This window comes from Pseudoxanthomonas sp. SL93, assembly GCF_026625825.1.
Classification (GTDB): Bacteria; Pseudomonadota; Gammaproteobacteria; order Xanthomonadales; family Xanthomonadaceae; genus Pseudoxanthomonas_A.
Genome location: NZ_CP113065.1, coordinates 3,319,823 through 3,340,996, shown reverse-complemented (window position 1 = coordinate 3,340,996; position 21,174 = coordinate 3,319,823). Strand labels below are relative to the sequence as shown.

Genomic DNA, 21,174 nt, shown 5'->3' with positions numbered 1-21,174 from the left:
CAGATCGGGCCCCACGCGCTCGCCACGCCCCCCATGTCCCCTCGCCACAGGATGCATCCGGTTGAACTGGGATTGGAATCGATTGAGCAGCCCGTCAGGTTCGATGATGGAAGCGGCGGCAGAACGCGTGATGGCGTTGGGCGTCAAGGGGTGCAGCCGCCCGCGTCGCCGATATCCGGATGGGCGCGAGATGCAGCGCCGGGGAAACATCAGGACGCTCCTGTCTGCGGCCGTGGCGCTGGCCGGATGCTTCGAGCCGCGTGCCGCCATGGCCGACGATCAGGTCTCCACGGACGCGGGACGACCGGTGCTCCAGGCGGATCGTTGGCGGGAGGACTGGTCGTCCCTGGCCGAGCCGGACAAACGCACCCGTGCCTTGGACGGCCTGAAATACATCTCCCTCTCCGACAGCGATCCCGATCGCTATCTTTCTTTCGGGCTGACGTTGCGGGAGATCCTCGAATCCAGCGACGCACCTGCGCTGGGTACCGTGGCCGCCATTCCCAGCGACGCGTACGGGCTGCATCGCGCGCAGGTCCATGCGGACGTTCGCCTCGGCGCCGGCTGGCAGGGGTTCGTACAGGTGGAGGACGTAAGGGCGTTCGACAAGAAGGTCGTCAGCAGCATCGATGCGAATGCGCTGGACCTCAGGCTCGCCTTCCTCGGCTACGCCCGTCCTCTGGGGCGCGGCGTCCTGAAAGTGCGGGTCGGACGCCAGGACATCGCGTTCGACCTGCAACGGTTCATGTCCTCCCGCGACGGGCCCAACGTGCGCCAATCCTTCGACGCAGTCTGGGCAGGCTGGGAGACAGCACGATGGCGTGTGTATGCCATGGTCAGCCAGCCGGTCGAATACAGGAATCGCGAGCATTTCGACGATACCTCGAGCGGCGACGTACGGTTTTCCGGCATCCGTCTCGAGCGCCAGGCATGGGGCAACGGGGAGTTGACCGGGTATTACGCGCTGTATCAACGAAAGCAGGCCGCGTACCTCGAGGCCTTCGGTGAGGAGGACAGGCAAGTGGTCGATGTCCGCTTCGTCGGTACGCGGGCGCCCTTCGATTGGGACGTGGAAGCGATGGGGCAGTTCGGCAGGGTGGGGCGCGCGGACATCTCAGCGTGGGCGCTGGGTGCACGTCTCGGGTATTCGTCCATCGGGACACCCGGATCGCCCAGGATCGGCTTGCAGTTCGACGTGGCCTCCGGCGACCGCCACGCCCACGATGGCCGTGCGGAGACCCTCTACCCGCTGTTCCCGAACGGTTTCTACTTCTCGCTGGGCGGACATACCGGATACGCGAACCTGATCCACCTCAAGCCTTCGGTCTCGATCATCCCGAGGGCGGATACGACGCTCACGGCAGGCATCGGCGCACTGTGGCGCCAAACCACGAACGATGCCGTCTACACGCTCCCCTTCGTCCCGGTGGCGGGAATGGCTGGCCGGGGCGGCTCCTGGACCGGGGCATACGCACAACTGAGGGCGGAGCGCCGGTTCACCCCTGCACTGTCGAGCTCGATCGAAGTGGTCAGGTACACCGTGGGCGCGGCGCTGCGCGCCGCGGGCGCGCACGACAGCGACTACGTGCGGCTGGAAACGAAATTTGCCTGGTGATGCCCATCGACGCACACCCGTACTTGGGAGGCCCCATGCTTGATCTGAACAACGTGGTGATATTCGTCGAAGTCGTGCGGCAAGGAAGTTTTGCCGCCGCAGCGAGGCAGCTGGACGTGCCCGCCAACACGCTCAGCCGGCGCGTCCAGCAGCTCGAGGACCGCATCGGCACGCGACTGATGCATCGCTCAACGCGCCAGCTGTCCCTGACTGATGCCGGGAAATCCTTCTACGAGCGGTGTGTCGGCCAGGTGGACGGGCTGATGGAGGCGGGCCGTGAAGCGATGATGGGCAGTGAGCAGGCATGCGGCCTGATCAGGGTCGGCGTCCCGGCGGACTTCTTCGACTGTTTCAAGATGGCATGGGTGGCGGAATTCCTCGCGCAGCACCCCCACGTGCGTCTGGACTTCGTGGTGAGCGACGGCAAGTCGGAACTCATCGCCGAGCGTATCGACGTGGCCTTCCGCGAGGGCGTGCTGGAAGACTCGGCCTACGTCGGGCGCCAGCTGGTGGCGCCCAACCGGATGCGCCTGGTGGCCAGCCCGCGATATCTGGGCGCATTCGGCATGCCGTCCAGCCCGGAGGAACTGCAGAGCCATCACGCCGTGAGTGTTCCGCATGCCGGCGGCTACGTCAGCTGGCCCCTGACCACCGATGGGCAGCAGGCCATGCGCATCCGAATGCCGATCCGCGTGAGCGGCAGTACGGTGCAGACATTGCGAAGTGCGGCGGTGGAAGGGCTGGGGATCGCCCTGCTGCCGCCACCAGCGGTCAAGGCCGAACTCGAAACCGGGCGGCTGGTGGGGGTGCTTGAAGACCACTGGAGCCTGGGCCGCGGGCTGAGCGTGCTGTATCCCAGCCGGAAGCATCTTCCGCTGGCGGTCTCCAAGTTCATCGACCTGGCGGCGGCGCGGCTTGCGCATACACCGCCCTCGACGATGTTCGGCGGCAGGGAGGCGCTAACCCTGGTCCGCTGATCTGAAAAGTCCCTGATCCCGCAAGGCGATGCCGAGCCGGCGGATCTCGGCCTCGCCCTGGGCCAGTCGCTCCCGACTGCTGTGCACGGAATAGTTGCCCAGCCACAGATCGTGTGGATGACGGGCTGCCGATCCGATGACGAACGCCGTGTCTTCGTCGGCGGTAATCCGGATGGGCTGCTCCGAATCCACAAAGATGACCAGTTCGCCTGCGCTCACCTGTTCGCCGGCCCGCAAGACCCCGGTGGCGACGGCAAGCCAGCCCACCTCGTGCCGGGGACTCGGCAGGTAGGTCCACTCCTCGCCGGCGCGCAACGTGACGCCGAGGTAGGTCATGTCGCCCGGCGCCGGGATGCCACTGCCTACCCCGTCATGCGAACCGAGCAGAATCCGGGCAGGTCCCTGCTGCGGCACCTGGCAGGGATCAAGGTAGATGCTCTCCGGGGGCGCGTTCTCCTCCGTCGGAGGCAGCGCCACCCACAACTGGAAGCCCAGCTTGGGCGCGTCGCCCACGGGTGCGCCGGTATGCCACACGCCGTTTCCCGCCCGCATCCATTCGACGCCTCCTTCGGGGAGGATCCCGCTTTTGCCCGTCGAGTCCGAGTAAGCGACCTCGCCTTCGTGGAGGAAGGTGAACGTCGCAATGCCCGAATGCGGATGCCAGCCGAACTTGGGGAATGACGTCATGTCCCGCGTGTCGAAAAGATCCAGGAACACGAACGGCTTGAGCGCCTGACCCAGATCGGAGGGACTTACCAGCCGGGTTATCGGCCCATGCTTGCTTCCGCGGGTACGGAACACGATCTTTCTTGGGCCGGCGTCCGTCCCATCCTCGATCACATGGGCGGCGGTGGTGTCGTCTGCATGCATGGGCGGTGTCCTAACCATCGTAGGTACCGACGATAGAGCAGCGGCGGCAGGGTGAGTAGAACGAATCGCGGACGTCAGTCGTCCGGGAATGCAGCAATCACGTCCGACGGGCAGCCTACATGCACCGCGCTGGGCCCGGTGTTCGACTGCGCAACGGTCAGACCGACCCTGCCGGCGTAGCGAGCAACTGCTGCTCCCACAGGTAGACAATGCCGCTGCCTCCTACGTGGTACTTCAGCACGTCCGCAAGTTCGGCCGCATGCTCGGTGCGCGCCCAATCGCGCTGCCACTCGGCGGCCAGCGCCAGCCAGGTCATTACGTTGGCCCCAGCAGCGATCATGCGCTGGATGGCCACCTGATGCGCCTCGACCGAGACGGCGCCAGACGCGTCGGTAATCACGGTCACGTCCCAGCCCTCGCCCAAGGCATGGATGACCGGCATGGCGACACAAATCTCTGTCCACAAGCCCGCGATGATCAACTGCGTCCGCCCGGTCGCCTTGACGGCATCGACGACCTTCCTGTCCTCCCAGGTATTGATGAAGGTTCGGTCGATGATCTCCTGCCCGGGAAACACGTCCGTGATATGGGGAAAAAGGTGCCCCCCGCGCGCCGCGAGCACGCTCGTCAGGATGGTGGGCACACCAAAGGCGCGCGCGGTCTTGGCCAGGGCTGTCGTGTTGTTGACCACCGCTTGGGGATCGTGACTGTTGACGTTCGCCAGTTGATACGGTTGATGGTCGATCAGCAGCAGCACCGAATCTTCCGGATGAAGAAGCGAGTTGATTCCATTGCGAAATGCCATTTCGGTCTCCTGTGTGGGAAGAGCGTTGCAGGGGTCTTATCCGAGTAAGGCTGGAGCGAGCGGAGAGTTTCCCTATCTGTTCCGGCATCCAGCTGGTTGCGCCATGTGTCATGCTTTGTCGCAGGTGCGGGAACGCGGCACTACGGAGGCATTCCGGGATGTCATCGCAGTTGGCGTCGAGCCGCCTACGCGATCGCGCTGATTAATCATGGTTATACGAGAGCTCGCGATGAAGGCGAAACCCTGCACGATCTACTCGAGCCTGGCGAAGCGATCGAGCGATTGAGAATCACGAGCGTGTTCACGCCGAATCCTGAAGATTCTTCGTGACGTCAGTGGCGGCAATATGAGCCATAAGGCCGGTTTGTCCGACCGCAACGCTGGGCTTCAGTTCGAAGCGTTCCGTATAGTCGCCACCGTTCTGGGCACGGAAGGGAATGGGCGCGTCCGTGAACAAGCCCTTCAAACGCGACTCCCATCGTGCTTCGGCATGCGCCACTTCGGAAGCCTCCATGCGACCCGCCCCATAGACCGTGAAGGTTGGAAGCACATCGAAGCCTGGGAAGTGCAGCGAGCCGTGAGTCACCGGAAAGAGCAGCTGCTCAATAGGACCATTGATGCCCCTCGGCCCGTAATCGGTTTCGGGACCACCCGCAGAGACTGCAAGCACTGCGCGCTTCCCTTTGAATGCGCCCTCACCGTAGCGGTACGTGTTGCCCGCGTTCTTGTACTGGTGGGCTAGACCCGCTGCCCATACGCGGTCAATCCAACCCTTCATGATGGCGGGCATGCCATACCACCACAGCGGAAAATGGAATATCACGGCGTCGGCGGCGAGCACCTTTTGCTGCTCGGTCGTAATGTCCACTGCCTGCTGATTGGTCGCGCAAGCATGTGCCGATTCGGCACCGAAGGAGAGGCGATTAAAGTCCGCCCGATGAGGAAAGTCTTCTACGTCAAGTACAGCCTTCCAACGCATCGCGTAGAGATCAGACACCAGAACTTTGTGGCCTGATGCCTCCAAGGACTTGCGAGATACCCTCGCCAAGCTCTGGGTCAGCGACGTGGGCTCCGGTTGTGCAGAGATGATAAGGACGGTCTTGCTCATGAGTTCGCACTATATTTTGAAAGGAAGCTTTGCAGAATCGCAGGTCGGATGCGTGATCATTCAGCGCATTGCTCTGGCGACGCCTGTGTGGAGAGGTCGCAGACATGACAGGACTTGAGCATCACTCACGCTGGAGATTTCGTGCATATGCCGTCGCTGGTTGAGTGACCACTGCTCGGCTTAAAGGACAGCGATGGCTTGGATCTCTACGAGCAACTCCGGCAGTGCCAGTGCGGAAACTTGAACCAGCGTTTCCGCGGGTCGCCACCCCGCGAACTCCTCACGCTGCACATTCATGTAATTCCTGTGGTACGAGACGTCTTTCACGTACAGCGTTACGCTCGCGATGTCACTCAGCGCGCCGCCCACTCCGGCAAGTGCCGCTCGCAGGTTGGTGAAGATCTGTCTGATTTGAGCGTCCACATCGCCCTCACCCACCAGCAAGCCGTCCGCTGACAGCGCAACCTGTCCTGAAATGAACGCCAAACGTCTAGGCTCATCCGCCTGCACAACCTGGCTGAACAGATAAGGCGAGGAATCCCAAAGATTCGTTGGCTGGATGGATCGCAAAGACATCGTAGTGCTCCTGAATATCGGGAGGCGCCCTGAGCGCGGGATGGAGCCTGTCTGCTCAAGGATGGAGATATCTCCGCTATAGTTGAAATGAATTTTGTGGATGCTTGGTATTTACATGATTAATTACCTGCGGCGCTTGGACCTCAACCTGCTCATCACGCTGGACGCGTTGCTTGTCGAGCTGAACGTCACACGGGCTGCGCGACGCCTGCACCTGTCCCAACCGGCCGTCAGCGTGCAGCTGGCGCGTCTACGGGAATACTTTGACGATCCGCTACTGCTTCCTGGCCCGCGCGGAATGCGGCCCACCGCACGAGCCAACGAACTACGCGAGCCTCTGCGGCACGCATTGGCGACGTTGACGGAAGCAATCCTTCCCTCAACCCCTTTCGACCCCAGGCTGGCAACGCAGACTTGGCGAGTAGCGGCCTTTGACTACGGCGAGTTCACCATCTTGTTGCCTGCTCTAGCAAGGCTTCGCGCGGCCGCGCCAAGCTCGCGCCTGGCAATCCTGCAGAGTGCGCCAGCAAACGTGGCGACGAAGGCGGATCGGGGAGAGATCGATCTATCCCTTATGACGGCTACTGAAGCTCCACAAGGACTACATAGTCGGCCTCTGTTTACCGAGAGGTATGTGCTAGCCGGCCGCGTGGATCATCCACAACTGAAGCGGCGTCCGACGTTGGCACAATTCTGCAAGTTGGATCATGTCATTGCGTCGCCGGATGGCGGAGGCTTCCAAGGTGTCACCGACGTGGCGCTTTCAAAGCTGGGCATGGCCAGACGTGTGGTGATGTCGGTACCGCATTTCCTCTTCCTCGTTACCATCCTGGAACGTAGCGATCTGGTAGCGCTTGTTCCGTCTCGATTGATACAAGGCAATACATCCCTGCGCGTTGTCGAGCCGCCACTGGACGTGCCGGGTTTCGAGATGGTCATGGTTTGGCCTGAACGGGTGCATCGCGACCCGGCGCATCGATGGCTGCGCGAGCAGATCGCAGAAGCAGTTTGAGTTTCCTGGCCACAGACCGCTGGAAATGTGCTGCTTGGATGATCGGCCTGGCTTGACCCTTGCGCCAACCATACGCCTTTCGAACGCCCACGGCCTCCCTTCCCGAAGGCACGAGCCTCCAGCCCGGTTCCATCTCACGAAATGATGACGTCGCGTCCACCGTGGAAGGCGCAAGATCGGGCAACCAATGCCGGAGTGTTCACGATGAAGAATTCAGCGAAAGAGATCCTTGAGGCTGCAAATGCCGAGATGGCGGCGGGCAATCCAGAGGGATTTCTTGCGTACTGCACCGACGACATCCGCTGGGACATGGTTGGCGATACCCTCCTGACCGGCAAAGCTGAGGTGTTGGCATGGGCGAAGCGCACCTATGCCGTCGCTCCTCCTCATTTCACTGCGGACCTCTGGATCGTGGAAGATGACTGGCTGGCAGTGCACGGCGAGATCACGGTGCAGGATCCGGAGCGCGGTCGCGTTCATTCCAGGTATTGCGACCTGTGGCGCATCCAGGATGGCAAGTTGGCAGAGCTGCGGGCGTTCGCGATCGAAACAGGGTGATGCGACTCTGCGAGCCTCTTGCGAGGGTCTCGGCACGTTCATTCGCCAAGCGTCTCAGGCTCGAGAATCCAGGCACTAGGGGCGCCGCTTTCGCGTCGGAGAAGCTCCGACGCGATCGATGTCCACGATGGGTCTGAAGCGGCGATCCGCCCGGCGCAATTCCCTGCTGCGATCCAGTGAAGAGGCGGTGTTTTTGGACGTCCGTGATAGTTTGGCCATTACGGGCAAACCATGGTTGATCGCACAACCAACTTTCGACTGCAGTGCAATGCGTGGTGGGCCCACCAGGACTCGAACCTGGAACCAAAGGATTATGAGTCCTCTGCTCTAACCATTGAGCTATAGGCCCCCCGTGACGGCCATTGTACTGGAGGCCCCCGCCGACGGGATGCCGGGTGCGCGTTGGGTACGGAGTTCGATGGCGCGGGCCAGCACCGGCGGCGGGTCGATTTCTTCGGGGATGCGCAACAGGCCCCATTGGCGAAGGCGTTGGCCGATGGCAGGCGATGCCGTCAGCACGTTGACGGGAATGGCCAGCACCATGCCCAGCACCACCGGCGACATCCACGCTGCCAATGCCGGCGACACGAAGTAGGCCAGCGTACCGACCAGTGCCCCGAACACGCCCAGCCCGCCATAGCGGCGCACCAGACTGGACAGCGGCACGCTGCCGTCGTCACGCCGTTGCGTTTCCCAGCCGGAATCCTTGCCGGCCAGCACTTCCGCCACGCCGCGCGACTGCACGTACATGGTCACCGGCGCCATCAGTGCGGCCAGCCCCGTCTCCAGCACGGCACCCAACGCGATGCGCAGCGCGCCGCCACACAGGCGTCGCGTCGCCGGCTGCAGCATCGTGGCCAGGCAGCCCATCACCTTGGGCGCCAGTAGCACGCCCATCGTGAAGTAGAACACCCACAGGAAGCGTTCCGGGCTGCCACCACGCCAGTACGTCGACGGCGTGAAGCCATCCAGATGGACCTGGTGAAGCGAGAAGCCGGCCTGCTGCAGTGGAATCGCCAGGCCGATCAGCATGAGCATGGCCCACATCGGTGCGGTGAAGTAGTGGCCGATGCCGATGAGCAGATGCATCCTGCTTATCCAGTGCAGGCCACGCGTGGGCAGCACCGCGCCGTGCTGCAGGTTGCCCTGGCACCAGCGCCGGTCGCGTACCAGCATGTCGCTGAGCGAGGGCGGGCCTTCTTCGTAGCTTCCTCCCAGGCCGGGCACCATGTGCAGCGCCCACCCACCCCGCCGCAGCAGTGCGGCCTCGACGAAATCATGGCTCAGTACGGTGCCCGCGAAGGGCTTGCCGCCGCGCAGTTCGGGCAGTCCGGCGTGGGCGGCGAAGGCCGCGGTGCGGATGATCGCGTTGTGGCCCCAGTAATTGCTTTCCGCACCGTGCCACCAGGCCACGCCGTAGGCCAGCACGGGCCCGTATACGCGCCCGGCGAACTGCTGCATGCGTGCGAACAGCGTGCGTCCGTTGACGATCATCGGCAGGGTCTGGATCAGCGCCACGTCCTGATGGCGTTCCATCGCCGACGCCAGCCGGACGATGGTGTCGCCGGTCATCAGGCTATCCGCATCCAGGATCAGCATCTGCGGATAGGCTCCGCCGAAACGCCGCACCCAGTCGGCGATGTTGCCGGCCTTGCGTTCGGTGTTCTGCGTGCGGCGCCGGTAGAACAGGCGCTCACCCAGCCGCGCGCGAAGTTCGCGGAACGCCTGCGCCTCTTCCTGCGCGACCTGCATGCGCGTGGTATCGCTGAGCACGAAGAAATCGAACTGCGCCAGCTGGCCGGTGGCGGCCACCGATTCGTGGATGGCTTGCAACCCCGCCAGCAACCGGTGCGGGTCTTCGTTGTAGGTCGGCATCAGCAACGCGGTGCGAGTGGAAAGGACGGGCAACGGACCCTCGTCCTGGATGTCCAGCCGGTTCGGATAGCCCCCCACCACCAGGATGAAGCCCGCCACGGTGCTGACGAACGACAGCGCGATCCAGGCGAACAAGGCGACGAACAGCGCCAACAGCACGCCTTCCAGCATGTCGATGCCGTCGCCGCGCAGCACCCACCAGATCTGGTACGTGGCCACCAGGGTCAACAGCGCGGCGCCGCCCAGCACGGTCGCGCGTCGCCAGGCCATGCCGCGGGGCGTGCTTGCCAGGTGGCGTCGCGCGAGTCCGCCGTCACGCAGGTCCTGCACGGGCATGTCCAGTGGCGACTCCGGCGGCAGCCAATCGCCGGTGACGGTGGGTGCGGTTTCAGCCATCAGGTCAGATGCTCCAGCGGTACAGCCAGGTTTCGGAAAGCGGTCCCTGCGCATCCATCAGGCGCGCGTGGAGTTCGACATCACGCCCATCCTCGCGCTCCACGTTCGGCCGGAACTCGAAGCTCAGCCGCCAGCCGCCGGTCTGCGGGTTGCGGTACGCCACCGGGTTGGAGATCTCGCCCCGCGTGGCCCAGACGTCGGTCTTCACCGCCGCGTCCTCCGGCAAGGAAGCAAGGCGTCCCCCTGCCAGGTCGATGACGACCAGACGCCGGGCGGGATCGGGTGCGGCACCCACGCGCGTGTCGCTGACGACAGCCAGCGCGGGCTGCCAGCTGTGCTGGTCGCACCAGTGCATGCGGTAGTCGAAGCGATATTCCCCGCCCGCACGCAAGGGCTCTTCCGGTCGCCAGAAGGCAACGATGTTGTCGTGGTACTCGTTGCCCGTGGGTATCTCGACCAGGGTCACCGCGCCCCTGCCCCAAGCGCCCTGCGGTTCGATCCACAGGCTGGGGCGTTCGTGGTAGCGCGCCTCGATGTCGACATACTCGGCGAAGCTGCGCTTGCGCTGCATCAGGCCGAAGCCGCGTGGATTGTCGTCCTGGAACGCGCTGGCCTGCACGCGCGGCGGGTTGCTGAGCGGCCGCCAGATCTGCTCCTGCTGGCCGTTGAAGATGGCCAGCCCGTCGGAGTCATGCACGGCGGGCCGATAGTCATCCGTGCCGACGCGGTCGCCGGCATCGAACTCGAACATGCTGGTCAACGGCGCAATGCCCGCACGCGTGAGCTCCACGCGGGGATACAGGCGCGATTGCACCTCGATGACCGTCTCGTCGCCGGGCCGGATCGCGAAACGGAACGCGCCGGCCACGCTCGGACTGTCCAGCAATGCATGCACCACCAGGTGATCGGCGGCCGGAGTCGGCTGCTCCACCCAGAATGCACGGAATATCGGGAACTCTTCCGGCGTGGCGTCGCCACTGCCCAGGGCAAGGCCGCGCGCGGAAAGCCCGTAAGCGTGTCCCTTGCCCAGCGCGCGGAAATAGCTCGCCCCCAGGAACGCGATCAGCTCGTCGAAATAGTCCGGGCGGTTGAGGCGTGCGTGCACGCGCAGCCCCGCGAACCCCAGCGCATCGCCCCGCGGGGGACGCACGTCATCCGGGAAGTCGAACAGGCGCGACGAATAGGTGATCGGGTAGGCGCGCGCCTGGTCCACGCGCCACAGGTCCACCCGCTGCTTGAACAGGAAGCCGCGCGGGAACATCTGCAACTGGAAAGGCAGGCCTTCCTTCCGCCAGATCGCCTGCCGTGGATCGAAACGGATGCCGCGGTAGCCGTCGTATCCGGTATCCAGCGACGCGGGCAGGGACTCGTCTGGCGCACGGTACGGCTGCCGGGACAGTTCGCGTGCCAGGGTCGGCACCGTCTCTGCGTCGAAGGCGGAAGACGCCGGCGACGCCTGGCCCGCCATCGCCCACGCCGGCAACGGACGCACGGCGCCCAGCAGCGCACACGACATGGCAGCTTGCAGTACGGTTCTCCGCTCCACGCATCCCCCGGGTAGTTGGAAACAGGCGCGAGTCTAGTGAAGATCGCGTGAGGATGGCGACAAGGGCGACCTTTCCGACGGGTTCAACCGTGCCTTCGACGGGGCAAAAAAAACGCGGCCCGGAGGGCCGCGTTCTTCAGCCGCGCTGGACGGCGCGTCAGTCGATGTCGAGGAAGCTGCGCAGCTGTTCGCTGCGGCTCGGGTGACGCAGCTTGCGCAGGGCCTTGGCCTCGATCTGGCGGATGCGCTCGCGGGTCACGTCGAACTGCTTGCCCACTTCTTCCAGCGTGTGGTCGGTGTTCATGTCGATGCCGAAGCGCATGCGCAGCACCTTGGCCTCGCGCGGCGTCAGGCCGGCCAGCACGTCGCGGACGGTTTCCGACAGGTTGATGTTGGTGGTGTTCTCGATCGGGGATTCGACGTTGGTGTCCTCGATGAAGTCGCCCAGGTGGGAGTCTTCGTCGTCGCCGATCGGGGTTTCCATGGAGATCGGTTCCTTCGCGATCTTCATCACCTTGCGGATCTTGTCCTCGGGCATGTCCATTTCCTTGGCCAGTTCTTCCGGCGTGGCCTCGCGGCCATACTGCTGGAGCATCTGGCGGGAAATGCGGTTGAGCTTGTTGATCGTCTCGATCATGTGCACCGGGATGCGGATGGTGCGCGCCTGGTCGGCGATCGAGCGGGTGATGGCCTGTCGGATCCACCAGGTCGCGTAGGTCGAGAACTTGTAGCCGCGGCGGTATTCGAACTTGTCCACGGCCTTCATCAGGCCGATGTTGCCTTCCTGGATCAGGTCGAGGAACTGCAGGCCGCGGTTGGTGTACTTCTTGGCGATGGAGATGACCAGGCGCAGGTTGGCCTCGACCATTTCCTTCTTCGCCTTGCGTGCCTTGGCTTCGCCATAGGCCATCGCACGGCTGATTTCCTTGATGTCGGCCAGGGTCAGGTGCATCGCCTGTTCGATGGCGATGGTGGCTTCCTGCTCGGACACGATCTGGTCCTTGACGTCGCGCAGGCCGGAGGACCACTTCTGCTTGCGCTTCAGCACTTCGTCCACCCAGCCCAGGTTGGTCTGGTTGCCTTCCCACGCGCGCAGGAATTCCTTGCGCGGCATCTTGGCGACGTTGGCGCACAGGTGCAGCACGCGGCGCTCGTGGTCCTTCACCTGCGCCACGACCTCGCGCAGCTTGCGCACCAGCGTGTCGGTCAGCGCCAGCGGCAGCTTCAGGGTGACGAAGACTTCGGCCAGGTCGGTGCGCAGCTTGGCCACGGCCTTGTTGTCGGCGCCGTTCTTGGCGTACGACTTCTTGAACTTGGCATAGCCATCGGCCAGCGCCTGCATGCGGCGCGCGACCTCTTCCGGATCCGGACCGGTCGGGCCCGCTTCCTCGGCCACGTCGTCGGCGGCTTCTTCTTCGTCGTCGGCGGCGTCGTCAGCGGCTTCGACGGCTTCTTCGGGCACCGGCACTTCTTCCACCGGTTCCTCGACGTCGTTGAAGCCGACCACGACTTCGGCCAGGCGCTTCTTGCCGGTCTTGTGCAGTTCGTACTCTTCCAGCAGCAGTTCGATCGACCACGGGAAGTTGCCCAGCGAGGCCTGCACCTGGCCGAGGCCTTCCTCGATGCGCTTGGCGATGGCGATTTCGCCTTCGCGCGTCAGCAGTTCGACGGTACCCATCTCGCGCATGTACATGCGCACCGGGTCGGTGGTGCGACCACCTTCGGTATCCAGCGAGGTCAGCGCGGCCGCGGCTTCTTCGGCGGCGGTTTCATCGACTTCGCGGTTGCCGGTGTTGCCATCGGCGAGCAGCAGGGTTTCAGCATCGGGTGCCACTTCATGGACATCGATGCCCATGCCGTTGATCATGCCGATGATGTCCTCGATCTGTTCCGGATCGACCAGGTCGTCGGGAAGATGATCGTTGACTTCGGCGTAAGTCAGATAGCCCTGCTCCAGGCCCTTGCTGATCAAGAGCTTGATGTCGGACTGCTGGGCAGGACGTTCGTTGGCCATGTAGGTTGCGCCACCGGCAGGGAAGAAGGAGGAACCTAGTATTATACCAGCCCGGGCCGCTCCAAGTCCCGTAACGCTGCCCCTTGGTGGGTCAACGTCAGGGGCGGAGCAGGAAGGTCACGGGCCCGTCGTTCACCAGGCTGATGACCATATGGGCGCCAAAGCGCCCGGTTTCCACCCCTCCCCGGTGCGCCTGCCGGCAGGCTTCGACCAGCTGGTTGAAGCCGCGTTCAGCCTCGTCCGGCGGCGCGGCCGTGGTGAAGCTGGGGCGCATGCCTGAACGCGTGTCGGCCGCCAATGTGAACTGACTCACCAGCAGCAGGCCGCCCCCTGTATCGGCGAGGGAACGGTTCATGCGCCCGGCGTCATCGGCGAACACGCGGTATCCCAGCAGCCGCTCCGCCATGCGCTGGATCTGCGCCCCGGTGTCGCCGGGCTCCACCGCGACCAGCGCCAGCAGGCCGGGACCGATGGTGCCGACCACCTGGCCTTCGACCGTGACCGATGCCCGGGTGACGCGCTGGATGAGGGACAGCATGGTGGCGTCGAAGCCTCGCGGAAAAGGAAGGCAAGCATAGCCGCCTGCCGCGGAAAGCCTTCCGGCGGGAGCGCACCCGCCCTCGCCGGCTAAACTGCCCAGCATGAAGCCCAGCCTCCTCGCCGCCCTCGGCTACCACGCCGCCGCCCTGATCGGCCGATTGCCCTGGCCCTGGTTGCGTGCCCTGGGCGACGCGATGGCCTGGGCCTGGCGCAAGGCCGACGCGCGCGAGAGCCGCGTCGCCCGCCGCAACCTGGAACTGGCCTACCCGGACCTGCTGCCGAGCCAGCGCGAGGAGCTGCACCGCGCGATCCTGCGCACCACCGCGCGGCAGGCCCTGGAGACACTGCGCTTCTGGACACGGCCGGTGGAAGAGAACCTGGCCTGCCTGCGCGAGCGGCACGGCGAGGCGCTGTACGACGCCGCGCTGGCCAGCGGCAAGGGCGTGATCGTGGCGGCGCCGCATTTCGGCAACTGGGAGCTGCTCAACCAGTGGCTGGCATCGCGCGGCCCCATCGCCATCGTCTACCGGCCGCCGGACTCCGCGGCCGGTGATGCCTTCCTGCTGCGCGTGCGGGGCGCCGAGAACATCCGCCAGGTGCGCGCCGAAGGGCCGGCGGTCCGGCAGCTGTGGAAGGTACTCAAGGACGGCGGCGCGGTCGGCATCCTGCCCGACCAGCAACCGAAGGCGGGGGACGGCGAGTTCGCGCCGTTCTTCGGCAAGCAGGCGCTGACGATGACGCTGGTGTCGCGACTGGCCGAGCGCACCGGCGCGACGGTGCTGTTCGCCTGGTGCGAGCGCATCGGCCCTGGGCCGGACTTCGCGCTGCACGTGCAGCCGGCACCGCCGGCCATCGCCGATGCCGATCCGAAAGTCGCCGTGGCCGCGCTCAACCTGGCGGTGGAACGCATCGCGGCACGCGACCCGGCGCAGTACCAGTGGACCTATAAACGCTATACGCTGCGGCCACCAGGGAGTGGCGAGGAGAATCCTTACCACGACCTCTATCGATAGTCGGGGATCGGGGGATCGGAATGCGTGGATGGATACTGCTGGCGTGGCTGATGGCCGCGCCGGCGACGGCCGGGGACGACCTGGCCCAGATGAATGCCGTCAGCAAGGCGTGGGACCGCTACGCCAGCCTCAGCAGCGAGGGCAAGGAGGCCTCCGTCGAATGGCTGGCACCCTCCAGCCTGAAGCACTACGGATTCCTGCGGGACGCGGCGCTGTACGCATCGTCCGCGCAGTTGCGCCGGGTGCCGATGTCCGACCGCGCCATCGTCTATGCCTTCCGCGCGACCCAGCAGGCGGATGCACTGGCCGCATTGGACGACACGGCCGTGGCGGCGTTGTGCACGCGCGAGAACTGGTGCGGTGTCGCCGCGCCGGATGAAGGCGAGTCGCTGGCCTCCCTGAGCCACGTCACGGTGATCGGCGAGGACCTGGCCATGGGTGAAATGGGCCCACCCAACGGCACGCAGTTCATGTTCGGCCCCGAACTGGTGCGTGACGGGGGCCGCTGGAAGGTGCGCGTCGAGTCCATGGTCATCAACGAGACCACGTTGCTGCAGCAGCAGATGCAGCGCAGCGGCATCAGCGAGGACGACATGATGCAGGCGATCCTGTCGTACTTCATGGGACCTGATCGCGAAGCGCCGCTGCTGGCGCTGCTGGGCCAGCCCATGCGCGATGACGCCGCCGCGCGTACGCGCCTCAACGAGCGCTGGCCGCGCTATGACGATGTGCTCAAGACACGCGTGGCGGTGATGGAAAAGAAGGCCGCCGAGGGCGACAGCCTGGCCCAGTTGGGCCTCGGTGCACTGCTGGCCACCGGCAGCCTTCCCGCCGCCGCTCCCCAGGATCGGCCACGGGGCATCGAGTGGCTGGAGAAGGCCAGCGAAGCCGGCCAGCCGCGCGCCGCGGCGGCGCTGATCCACCTGCTGGTGGAAGACAATCCGCCGCAGAAGGGCAAGCCGATGTCGCCCGACCTGGTCAAGCGATTGGCCGTGCACACCCAGCGCGCGGCCGAGGGCGGCATCGCCGAGGCGATGCTCAACCTCAGTGGCCTCTACTTCAACGGTGCGGGCGGGATGGCGCGCGACTGCGTGCTGGCGGAGCAGTGGGGCGCCCGCGCCGAAGACGCCGGTGTCACCGGTGCCCGCAACAACCGCGTGTGGGTGCTGGCAACCTGCCCGGTGAAGGAGCAGCGCGATGCGCAGCGCGCGGTCGCCCTGGCCGACCACATGATGGCCACCCGCGACACCCTGAGCTCGAGCGAACTCGACACCGTGGCCGCCGCGCTGGCCGCCGCCGGTCGCTCGGCCGAGGCGGTCGATTATCAGCAACGCGCCATCGCCCGCCTGGAGGATGCCAAACCGGCTACCCTCCGGCGCATGCAGCAGCGCCTTGCGATCTATCGCAAAGGGCAGGACTGGGTGCAGGACTACAACATGTACGAGCTTCCACACGAATGATCATCCCAACCGACTCCGGAGCGCAGCGCGAGTCCGCTGCCGAACCCGCCTTGCATGCCGGCGCCACCTGGCAACCGCTGCCTCCGCGCGGCGCCACGCTGGCCGCGCTCGGCAGCGCGATGGCGCTGGTGTTTCCGTTCGGTTTCCTGTCGTTCTTCCTGAGCCGGGCAAGCCACGTGGCCTCGCCCTGGCTGGTCGTCCCGGTCGCCGTCCTGCTGGGTGCGGTGATCGGCGCATGGGTGGGCATCCGCCGGCACCGGCGGATAGCGTGGAAGCTGGATGACGAAGGCTTCGCGTTGCGGCGGGGCAACTGGTGGCGCAGCGAAACACTCGTCCCGCTCTCGCGCGTGCAGCACCTGGACCTGAAGCGCGGTCCGCTGGAGCGCAGCCTGACCCTGTCGACCCTGGTGGTGCACACCGCGGGCACCAGGATGGCCGCGCTGTCCGTCCCCGGGCTGGACGCCGCCGATGCGGAACGCCTGCGCGACCGGCTGGCCCACCAGCTGGACCACGACGACGCCCTGTGATGGAAGGCGCCGCACACCCTTCCGGCGCGGAGCGCCGACTGCATGCCTGGTCGTGGCTGTTCGTGCTGCTGCAACAGCTGAAGCAGTTCATCATTCCGCTGGTGGCGCTGGTCATCTTCGGGGGCCGCAATGACCGTGGCGGCCTCTGGGCGGAATTCGCGCCCGTCATCGGCATCGGCGTGCTGGTCCTGCTGTCCATCGTGCAGTACTTCACCTACCGCTACCGGGTGGGGCGCGACGGCCTGACCGTACGCGAGGGATGGCTGCACCGCACGCAGCGCGAGATTCCGTTCTCGCGCATCCACAACGTGGTGGTGCACCAGTCCCTGCTGCACCGGGTATTCGGTGTCGCCGAAGTACGCCTCGAATCCGCGGGTGGCCAGAAACCCGAAGCCCAGATGCGCGTGCTGGGCATGGCGGATGCGCTGGCACTGGAACATCTCGTCCGCCACCAGGGCGAACACGCCACGCTGGCCGACGCGACGCACGCGCACGCGGCGCCCGACGATACCCTGCTGGTGATGTCCACCGCCGACGTGGTGCGGCTGGGACTGATCTCCAACCGCGGCATGATCGTGGTGGCGGCGGCCTTCGGCGCCGCGTGGCAGGTCCTGCCCGACAATGTCATTGAAGACGCCATCAAGCAGTCCGGCCGGGAAATCTTCGGCTACGCCGATCGGCTGCAACTGGGCTGGATGGCCACCGCTGCCACTGCCATCGGCCTGGTGGGCCTGGCCATGCTGCTGGTGCGCCTGCTCTCCGTGGCGCTGGCACTGCTGCAGTTCCACGGATTCCGACTGAGCGAGGATGCGCGCCGGCTGATGGTGGAGCGCGGCCTGCTGGCACGACTTCGCACCAGCGTGTCGCGCCGGCGCATCCAGGCGTGGACGCTGCACGAGGGCGTGCTGCACCGGTTCTTCCACCGCCGCTCGCTGCGCATCGACACGGCCGTGGCGGAGAAAGCCAACCAGGGCGACCAGCGTGCACTGAAGGACCTGGCGCCCGTCGCCACGCCCGGTGCCTGCGATGCACTGGTCAGGCACCTGCTCCCCGGCGCGCAATGGCCGCGCGACGACTGGAAGGGGGTGCCACCGTCCAGTCGCTGGCGCCTGTTCCTGCCCACTGCGGTCGTCGTGCTTCCGCTCGGCATCACGGCCTGGTGGCATGTCGGCGCATGGTCGTTGCTGGCGCTGGCATGGCTGGCGTTCGCCGCCTATGCCTCCTGGCGCAGCGCGCAGCGCATGGGCTACGCCGCGGACGAGCACCTGGTCGCCGTGCGCATCGGCTGGTGGTCGCGCTATTGGCGCTTCGCGGAAGTCGACAAGCTGCAGGCACTGCGACTGACCCGTTCGCCGCTGGACCGACGCTGCGGCACGTCCACGCTATGGCTGGATACGGCGGGTGCCAATGGCCTGGCGCCACCGCTGCGCCTGCGCTTCCTGCCGGAAGCCGAAGCCCAGGCGCTTTACCAACGCCTGTCCGCCGCCCTCGCCCATCGTCGCCTGCGCTGGTGACGACGGGCCGGCCCGGAACGGGCGGCGCCGTCTCGCCACTGACGCATCCGGCAGGCGAAAATGGGGCAACCGAACAGGTCCTGCCCATGCTGCTTCCCCTCTCCGGCGTTGTCATCACCAGGAACGAGGCCGACCGCATCGGTCGTTGCCTCGCGTCCATGCAGGAGATCTGCAGCGAGATCCTGGTGCTGGACTGCGGTTCGGATGACGACACCGTCGAGGTGGCGCGGCGCGCAGGCGCACGGGTCGAGCACCAGGCGTGGCTCGGGTTTGCCGCCCAGAAGAATGAGGCCATCGCACGCGCGCGCCAGCCGTGGCTGCTGCTGCTGGATGCAGACGAATGGCTGGCCGAGGGCGGCGCGCGACAGCTGCGCGAGCTGTTCGCCAGCGGACGCGTCGAGCAGGCCGACGTCTGGCGGTTGCGCCGTCGCAACTGGTTCCTGGGCAGGCGGCTGAGCGGGCATGAGTGGACCGAACGCCTTGTCCGCCCGGACCATCGCTACCTGCCCATGCGCGTGCACGAACGTCCCGACCTGCGCGGCAAGCGCGTGGCGGCGTGCGAAGCGGTCATCGAGCACAACACAGCCCGCTCGCTGCAGGCGCACCGCGCCAAGAACAGCCGCTATGCCCGGCTCTGGGCCGAGCAGCGCCATGCCGACGGCAAGCGCTGCGGGCGCATGAGTCCGTGGACACACGCCGCGGCCTACTGGCTCAAGATGTATGTGCTGCGCGCGGCGTGGCGGGACGGGCGCGAGGGTTGGCTCTTCCACGCCAGCCACGCACGCGCCGTGATAGAGAAGTACCAGCACCTGCACGCACTCGGAAGGCCGACATGATGACCCTGATTCCTGATGCCTTCGCCCTGCAGGGCTGTGCCGCATGAGTGCGCGTCCACTGGTGATCCGCTGCGGTGCGCTGGGCGACGTGGTCCTGCTGACCCCGATCCTCCGCCTGTTGCATGCACGCTACGGCGAGAAGATCGACGTGGTGGGAGCGGGCGACTGGACGCGACCGCTCCTGGAGCGCGAGCCGGCAGTGGGCCGCCTGCAGCTGATCACCAGCCGCAACACGCCTTACTGGTTGTGTCCCAGCCAGTGGGCGCTGGTGCACTGGCTGAAGAAGCGCGGGCGCGGCCCGGTCTACTGCTGCGACAGCAACCCGGCGATGCTGGCGTTGGTGGCGCGGGCGGGGATTCCGCCAGAGGACATCGTGCACCGGCCCTCGCCCGACGACGTCGCGAGGGCGGGCCTGCACCTGTGGCCGGACCGCTGGTTGCAGATGGGCATGCGCGACCCGATGCAGCCCTACCCGACGCGCGAGGTGCCGGACCCGGGCGTCTTCCGCTTCCCCCTGCTGCACGTGACCGACGACGACCGGCGCGACCTGGCGTCATGGCGCACGGTCAATCGGCTGGAAGGACCGGTGGTGCTGTTCCAGCCTGGCAACAAGCGCACCCACAAGCGCGGCAACATCGCGACCTCGTCGCACCCCAAGTACTGGCCCCCCGCATCGTGGGCGGCGGTCGCCGACGCGATCTGGCAGGAACAGCCGCTCACGAAGATCGTGCTGTGCGGCTCGCCGGCCGAACATGGCGTGCTGGAAGAAATCCGTGACGCGGCCGGCAAGGATGCGCGCATGTTCAACGCGGCGCGCGAACTGCCGGTACCGCGCCTGTTGGCGCTGCTCCAGCAGGCGCACAGCCTGGTGTCGGTGGACACCGGCCCGGCCCACGCCGCTGCCGCACTCGCCTGCCCACTGGTGGTGATGTTCGGCGCGGCGTCGCCGGAGAAGTGGCGCCCCATCGGACCGGGGCCCATCCACGTCCTGGGTGGCGAGAAGGGAGAAGCCAGTCGCGTGCGGGACATCCCCGTGGCGGACGTGGTGGCCGCCTGGCGCCGGCTGCCGGTACGGCCTCAGGTCGACTTGCTGATGCCGTAAGCGGTCCACGTGGCGCGCGTGGCACGGGTCTGCGCGCGGATCTCGCGGTTGCGCTGCAGGGACTCCTGCGTCTTGTAGGCGCGGGCGTGATCCAGGTGCACGCAGACCGCGCGGTGCCGGATCTGCTTGCCCCGGATGCCGCGGTTCTCCAGGCGTTCGCCGAGTTCGCGATCCGGCCCGCCGTACTTCATGCGCTCGTCGTAGCCGTTGACCGCCAGCAGGTCCGCCTTCCACACCGATGAATTGCAGTTGTTGAACGTCGCGCGCGCGGGCGTGACGTGGTCCAGCAGCGCCGCCACGCGGCCCGCCCCCAGTTTCATCGTGTTCGAGAATCCCGGCTGCTCGCGCGTACGCAGCCACCCCAGGTCGAAGCAGCGTCCCGCGCGGATATCGTCGGCCTCGATCGCCTCGCTCACCGCCATCCCCAGCTTGCAGTAACCCCCGGACAGGAAACGCCCCGGCTCGGCCAGTCGCGCGTGCACCTGCACGAAATCCCTGCGTGGTATGCAGTCACCATCGGTGAACAGCAGGTAGTCGTGTGCGGCCAGCGGGATGGCGCGGTTGAGGATTTCCTGCCGCCGGTATCCCTCGTCCGGATGCCAGACATGGCGCAGCGGCACCGGGAAACCGGCGGCGAACCGCTCCACCAGCGCGCGGGTGGACGGCCGTGAACCATCGTCGGCAATGATCAGCTCGAAGTGCGGCCACGTCTGGTGCAGATAGCCGTGCAGGACCTTTTCCAGCCAGGCCTCGGCGTTGTAGGTACTGACAATGACAGAGACCGGGAGGACGCGTTCCACCGGTGTGATCCCCAGATCGGATGGCAGGCC

At 66.0% G+C, this 21,174-nt stretch carries 19 protein-coding genes and 1 tRNA gene; 10 read left to right on the top strand and 10 right to left on the bottom strand.

The genetic code is table 11. The features are described 5' to 3' along the window. The first annotated feature begins 61 nt into the window (after positions 1 to 61). Positions 62 to 1,615, top strand: coding sequence for an alginate export family protein (locus OVA13_RS15645; RefSeq protein ID WP_267791381.1), 1,554 nt, complete (start codon positions 62 to 64; stop codon positions 1,613 to 1,615). A 35-nt stretch (positions 1,616 to 1,650) separates the two neighbouring features. Next, on the top strand, positions 1,651 to 2,592 hold the full coding sequence (locus tag OVA13_RS15640) for a LysR family transcriptional regulator (RefSeq protein WP_267791380.1): 942 nt from the start codon (positions 1,651 to 1,653) through the stop codon (positions 2,590 to 2,592). Here OVA13_RS15640 and OVA13_RS15635 read toward each other — a convergent pair. From OVA13_RS15635 to OVA13_RS15620, 4 genes are all read right to left on the bottom strand, one after another. After that, positions 2,575 to 3,462, bottom strand: a complete 888-nt coding sequence (locus OVA13_RS15635) for a pirin family protein (RefSeq protein ID WP_267791379.1) — start codon at positions 3,460 to 3,462, stop codon at positions 2,575 to 2,577. The genes OVA13_RS15640 and OVA13_RS15635 overlap by 18 nt on opposite strands. Before the next feature lie 157 nt (positions 3,463 to 3,619). Beyond that, positions 3,620 to 4,267: a hydrolase gene (locus tag OVA13_RS15630; protein WP_267791378.1), complete on the bottom strand. Its 648-nt coding sequence runs from the start codon at positions 4,265 to 4,267 to the stop codon at positions 3,620 to 3,622. 301 nt (positions 4,268 to 4,568) lie between these two features. Next, positions 4,569 to 5,375 (bottom strand): NAD(P)H-dependent oxidoreductase, encoded by an 807-nt coding sequence (locus OVA13_RS15625; RefSeq protein WP_267791377.1) that lies wholly within the window; start codon positions 5,373 to 5,375, stop codon positions 4,569 to 4,571. 180 nt (positions 5,376 to 5,555) lie between these two features. Then, entirely contained in the window at positions 5,556 to 5,951 is a 396-nt protein-coding gene (locus OVA13_RS15620) for a RidA family protein (protein ID WP_267791376.1), read from the bottom strand. Positions 5,952 to 6,066: 115 nt separating this feature from the next. Between OVA13_RS15620 and OVA13_RS15615 the strand changes: the two genes are divergently transcribed. Both OVA13_RS15615 and OVA13_RS15610 read left to right on the top strand, forming a co-directional pair. Continuing rightward, positions 6,067 to 6,963 carry a LysR family transcriptional regulator gene (locus tag OVA13_RS15615; RefSeq protein ID WP_267791375.1) on the top strand — a complete coding sequence of 299 codons (897 nt, stop codon included), beginning with the start codon at positions 6,067 to 6,069 and terminating at the stop codon, positions 6,961 to 6,963. A gap of 204 nt (positions 6,964 to 7,167) precedes the next feature. Then, complete coding sequence (locus tag OVA13_RS15610; RefSeq protein WP_267791374.1) at positions 7,168 to 7,521, top strand: nuclear transport factor 2 family protein; 354 nt, start codon at positions 7,168 to 7,170, stop codon at positions 7,519 to 7,521. 273 nt (positions 7,522 to 7,794) lie between these two features. On the opposite strand, the gene OVA13_RS15605 is transcribed toward OVA13_RS15610, so the two are convergent. From OVA13_RS15605 to dtd, 5 genes are all read right to left on the bottom strand, one after another. Next, a tRNA-Ile gene (locus tag OVA13_RS15605) sits at positions 7,795 to 7,870 on the bottom strand. Continuing rightward, positions 7,861 to 9,792 (bottom strand): glucans biosynthesis glucosyltransferase MdoH, encoded by a 1,932-nt coding sequence (mdoH, locus tag OVA13_RS15600; protein WP_267791373.1) that lies wholly within the window; start codon positions 9,790 to 9,792, stop codon positions 7,861 to 7,863. The genes OVA13_RS15605 and mdoH overlap by 10 nt, the downstream gene beginning before the upstream one ends. A 4-nt stretch (positions 9,793 to 9,796) precedes the next feature. Then, positions 9,797 to 11,308, bottom strand: a complete 1,512-nt coding sequence (locus OVA13_RS15595; RefSeq protein ID WP_267791372.1) for an OpgD/OpgG family glucan biosynthesis protein — start codon at positions 11,306 to 11,308, stop codon at positions 9,797 to 9,799. 187 nt (positions 11,309 to 11,495) lie between these two features. Further along, on the bottom strand, positions 11,496 to 13,352 hold the full coding sequence (gene rpoD / locus OVA13_RS15590) for an RNA polymerase sigma factor RpoD (protein ID WP_267791371.1): 1,857 nt from the start codon (positions 13,350 to 13,352) through the stop codon (positions 11,496 to 11,498). Positions 13,353 to 13,449: 97 nt separating this feature from the next. Further along, positions 13,450 to 13,890: a D-aminoacyl-tRNA deacylase gene (dtd, locus tag OVA13_RS15585; protein ID WP_267791370.1), complete on the bottom strand. Its 441-nt coding sequence runs from the start codon at positions 13,888 to 13,890 to the stop codon at positions 13,450 to 13,452. A gap of 103 nt (positions 13,891 to 13,993) precedes the next feature. Here dtd and OVA13_RS15580 point away from each other — a divergent pair, with 103 nt between their 5' ends. The 6 genes from OVA13_RS15580 to OVA13_RS15555 all read left to right on the top strand — a co-directional run bounded on the left by OVA13_RS15580 (position 13,994) and on the right by OVA13_RS15555 (position 20,344). Continuing rightward, positions 13,994 to 14,905: a lauroyl acyltransferase gene (locus tag OVA13_RS15580; protein ID WP_267791369.1), complete on the top strand. Its 912-nt coding sequence runs from the start codon at positions 13,994 to 13,996 to the stop codon at positions 14,903 to 14,905. Positions 14,906 to 14,925: 20 nt separating this feature from the next. Next, positions 14,926 to 16,365, top strand: coding sequence for an SEL1-like repeat protein (locus OVA13_RS15575; protein WP_267791368.1), 1,440 nt, complete (start codon positions 14,926 to 14,928; stop codon positions 16,363 to 16,365). Then, positions 16,362 to 16,892 carry a PH domain-containing protein gene (locus tag OVA13_RS15570; RefSeq protein ID WP_267791367.1) on the top strand — a complete coding sequence of 177 codons (531 nt, stop codon included), beginning with the start codon at positions 16,362 to 16,364 and terminating at the stop codon, positions 16,890 to 16,892. The genes OVA13_RS15575 and OVA13_RS15570 overlap by 4 nt, the downstream gene beginning before the upstream one ends. Next, positions 16,892 to 18,406 (top strand): PH domain-containing protein, encoded by a 1,515-nt coding sequence (locus OVA13_RS15565; protein WP_267791366.1) that lies wholly within the window; start codon positions 16,892 to 16,894, stop codon positions 18,404 to 18,406. The genes OVA13_RS15570 and OVA13_RS15565 overlap by 1 nt, the downstream gene beginning before the upstream one ends. Before the next feature lie 86 nt (positions 18,407 to 18,492). After that, entirely contained in the window at positions 18,493 to 19,242 is a 750-nt protein-coding gene (locus tag OVA13_RS15560; RefSeq protein ID WP_267791365.1) for a glycosyltransferase family 2 protein, read from the top strand. Between the two features lie 43 nt (positions 19,243 to 19,285). Then, positions 19,286 to 20,344 (top strand): glycosyltransferase family 9 protein, encoded by a 1,059-nt coding sequence (locus OVA13_RS15555; RefSeq protein ID WP_267791364.1) that lies wholly within the window; start codon positions 19,286 to 19,288, stop codon positions 20,342 to 20,344. Here OVA13_RS15555 and OVA13_RS15550 read toward each other — a convergent pair. Beyond that, positions 20,320 to 21,144: a glycosyltransferase family 2 protein gene (locus tag OVA13_RS15550; protein WP_267791363.1), complete on the bottom strand. Its 825-nt coding sequence runs from the start codon at positions 21,142 to 21,144 to the stop codon at positions 20,320 to 20,322. The genes OVA13_RS15555 and OVA13_RS15550 overlap by 25 nt on opposite strands. Between the last annotated feature and the right edge of the window lie 30 nt (positions 21,145 to 21,174).

Bases quoted from the DNA above. Each gene is read 5' to 3' on its own strand.
- OVA13_RS15610 (WP_267791374.1), top strand. From the start codon at position 7,168: ATGAAGAATTCAGCGAAAGAGATCCTTGAGGCTGCAAATGCCGAGATG.
- OVA13_RS15615 (WP_267791375.1), top strand. From the start codon at position 6,067: ATGATTAATTACCTGCGGCGCTTGGACCTCAACCTGCTCATCACGCTG.
- OVA13_RS15575 (WP_267791368.1), top strand. From the start codon at position 14,926: ATGCGTGGATGGATACTGCTGGCGTGGCTGATGGCCGCGCCGGCGACG.
- OVA13_RS15620 (WP_267791376.1), bottom strand. From the start codon at position 5,951: ATGTCTTTGCGATCCATCCAGCCAACGAATCTTTGGGATTCCTCGCCT.
- OVA13_RS15635 (WP_267791379.1), bottom strand. From the start codon at position 3,462: ATGCATGCAGACGACACCACCGCCGCCCATGTGATCGAGGATGGGACG.
- OVA13_RS15625 (WP_267791377.1), bottom strand. From the start codon at position 5,375: ATGAGCAAGACCGTCCTTATCATCTCTGCACAACCGGAGCCCACGTCG.
- dtd (WP_267791370.1), bottom strand. From the start codon at position 13,890: ATGCTGTCCCTCATCCAGCGCGTCACCCGGGCATCGGTCACGGTCGAA.
- OVA13_RS15580 (WP_267791369.1), top strand. From the start codon at position 13,994: ATGAAGCCCAGCCTCCTCGCCGCCCTCGGCTACCACGCCGCCGCCCTG.
- OVA13_RS15555 (WP_267791364.1), top strand. From the start codon at position 19,286: ATGAGTGCGCGTCCACTGGTGATCCGCTGCGGTGCGCTGGGCGACGTG.
- OVA13_RS15595 (WP_267791372.1), bottom strand. From the start codon at position 11,308: ATGTCGTGTGCGCTGCTGGGCGCCGTGCGTCCGTTGCCGGCGTGGGCG.
- OVA13_RS15640 (WP_267791380.1), top strand. From the start codon at position 1,651: ATGCTTGATCTGAACAACGTGGTGATATTCGTCGAAGTCGTGCGGCAA.
- OVA13_RS15570 (WP_267791367.1), top strand. From the start codon at position 16,362: ATGATCATCCCAACCGACTCCGGAGCGCAGCGCGAGTCCGCTGCCGAA.
- OVA13_RS15630 (WP_267791378.1), bottom strand. From the start codon at position 4,267: ATGGCATTTCGCAATGGAATCAACTCGCTTCTTCATCCGGAAGATTCG.
- OVA13_RS15565 (WP_267791366.1), top strand. From the start codon at position 16,892: ATGGAAGGCGCCGCACACCCTTCCGGCGCGGAGCGCCGACTGCATGCC.
- OVA13_RS15560 (WP_267791365.1), top strand. From the start codon at position 18,493: ATGCTGCTTCCCCTCTCCGGCGTTGTCATCACCAGGAACGAGGCCGAC.
- mdoH (WP_267791373.1), bottom strand. From the start codon at position 9,792: ATGGCTGAAACCGCACCCACCGTCACCGGCGATTGGCTGCCGCCGGAG.
- rpoD (WP_267791371.1), bottom strand. From the start codon at position 13,352: ATGGCCAACGAACGTCCTGCCCAGCAGTCCGACATCAAGCTCTTGATC.